Source organism: Desulfovibrio sp. 1214_IL3152 (assembly GCF_036763055.1).
Taxonomy (GTDB): Bacteria; Desulfobacterota; Desulfovibrionia; order Desulfovibrionales; family Desulfovibrionaceae; genus Desulfovibrio.
On record NZ_JBAIYW010000336.1, the window covers coordinates 1 to 1,525 of the forward strand.

At 60.5% G+C, this 1,525-nt stretch carries 2 protein-coding genes; both read right to left on the reverse strand.

Translation table 11 applies throughout. From position 1 onward, the window contains the following. A partial coding sequence (locus V6C07_RS07295) for an aconitase family protein (protein ID WP_333535701.1) occupies window positions 1-1,011 on the reverse strand: 1,011 nt, incomplete at its 3' end. 48 nt (window positions 1,012-1,059) lie between these two features. Continuing rightward, on the reverse strand, window positions 1,060-1,525 hold a 466-nt coding region (locus tag V6C07_RS07300), incomplete at its 5' end, for a LysE family translocator (protein WP_333535702.1).

Sequence of the window (1,525 nt, forward strand, 5' to 3'; positions counted from 1 at the left end):
GGCGTCGCCGAACTGGCGGCGGGCCTCGTCTTCCACATGGGCCAGCAGTTCGGGAGCGTGTTTTGCAACCTCGGCCACGGGGTAGGCGTTGCTGGGGTGGAAGGGCAGAGCTATCATGGGGACGATCTTGCCGAGATCAATGCGAATAAGGCCGTCATAGGCCGCCGGGCCTTCAAGGCGCAGTTCGGCGTAGTCGCCGGGGCGGCCATGCTTTTCAAGATAGCGGGCCACCTTGGCGTCTGTGGTCCAGATGGATGAAAGACAGGTGGTTTCGGTGGTCATGACGTCGATGCCGCAACGGTATTCCACCGAAAGGCCCTCCACGCCGGGACCCATAAATTCCAACACCTTGTTTTTCACAAAGCCGTTGTTGAAAACAGCGGCAATAAGGGCCAGGGCCACGTCCTGCGGGCCTACGCCGGGGCGTGGCGCGCCTTCGAGCCAGACGGCTATTTTCTGCGGGTCGGCCACGTCATAGGTCTTGCCGAGCAGTTGCTTGACCAGTTCTGGCCCGCCTTCGCCCACAGCCATGACGCCCAGCGCGCCATAGCGGGTATGGCTGTCTGAACCCAGGATCATTCCGCCGCATTTGGTCATCATTTCACGCACATACTGGTGAATAACCGCCAGATGCGGGGGCACGAAGATCCCGCCGTACTTCTGGGCGGCCGCAAGGCCGAAAAGATGATCGTCCTCGTTGATGGTTCCACCCACGGCGCAAAGGCTGTTGTGACAGTTGGTCAGGGCGTAGGGTACGGGAAATTCCGTAAGCCCGCTGGCCCGCGCCGTCTGGACAATGCCCACATAGGTGATGTCGTGCGACGCCATGGCGTCAAAGCGGATGCGCAGCACATTTTCCCCTTCCGGGGCTGTGTTGTGCGCGGCAAGAATGCGCGCGGCGAGGCTGTTTTTGCGCGCGGCCTCAACATCCACGCCCTTGGCGCGGGCCTCTTCGGCACTGCGTATGGTGTTTCCATCAATGACAACGGCATTGCTTATGAGTTCAATCATGGTGGCAGACCTTTTTGCTGAGTTTGAAGGTCGCTGGCGCGACGCTGGTTAGCGGGACTGCGCTGCGGCCAGTTTGAGACCGAAGGCTATGAAGATGAAACCTGTGAAGCGTTGCAGCCAGAGCTGAAAACGGCTGCTTTCAAAAACATGACGTACGCGCCCGAGCATGTAGGCCAGAGGCACGTACCAAAGCAGGCACAGGGCCGACAGTATGCCGCCCAGCTCAAGAAACTGCGGCGCAAGCGGCGCGTGCGGGTTCATGAATTGCGGCAGAAACGTCAGAAAAATGATAACGGCCTTGGGGTTCAGGGCATTGGTCAGAAAGCCCTGCCGGAAAAATGAAAACCACTGGCGGCCCGTAAGGCGCGGCGCTGATGCGGCTTTTTGCTTGCCGCCCTGTTCCGGGCCGGTTTTCTGCATGGTGTCTGTGGTCGGAGCGACCTTTACCACAGCCGCGCCGGTCTGGCGGCCGTGGCGCAGTGCCTGGATGCCGAGCCAGATAAGGTAGGCCGCG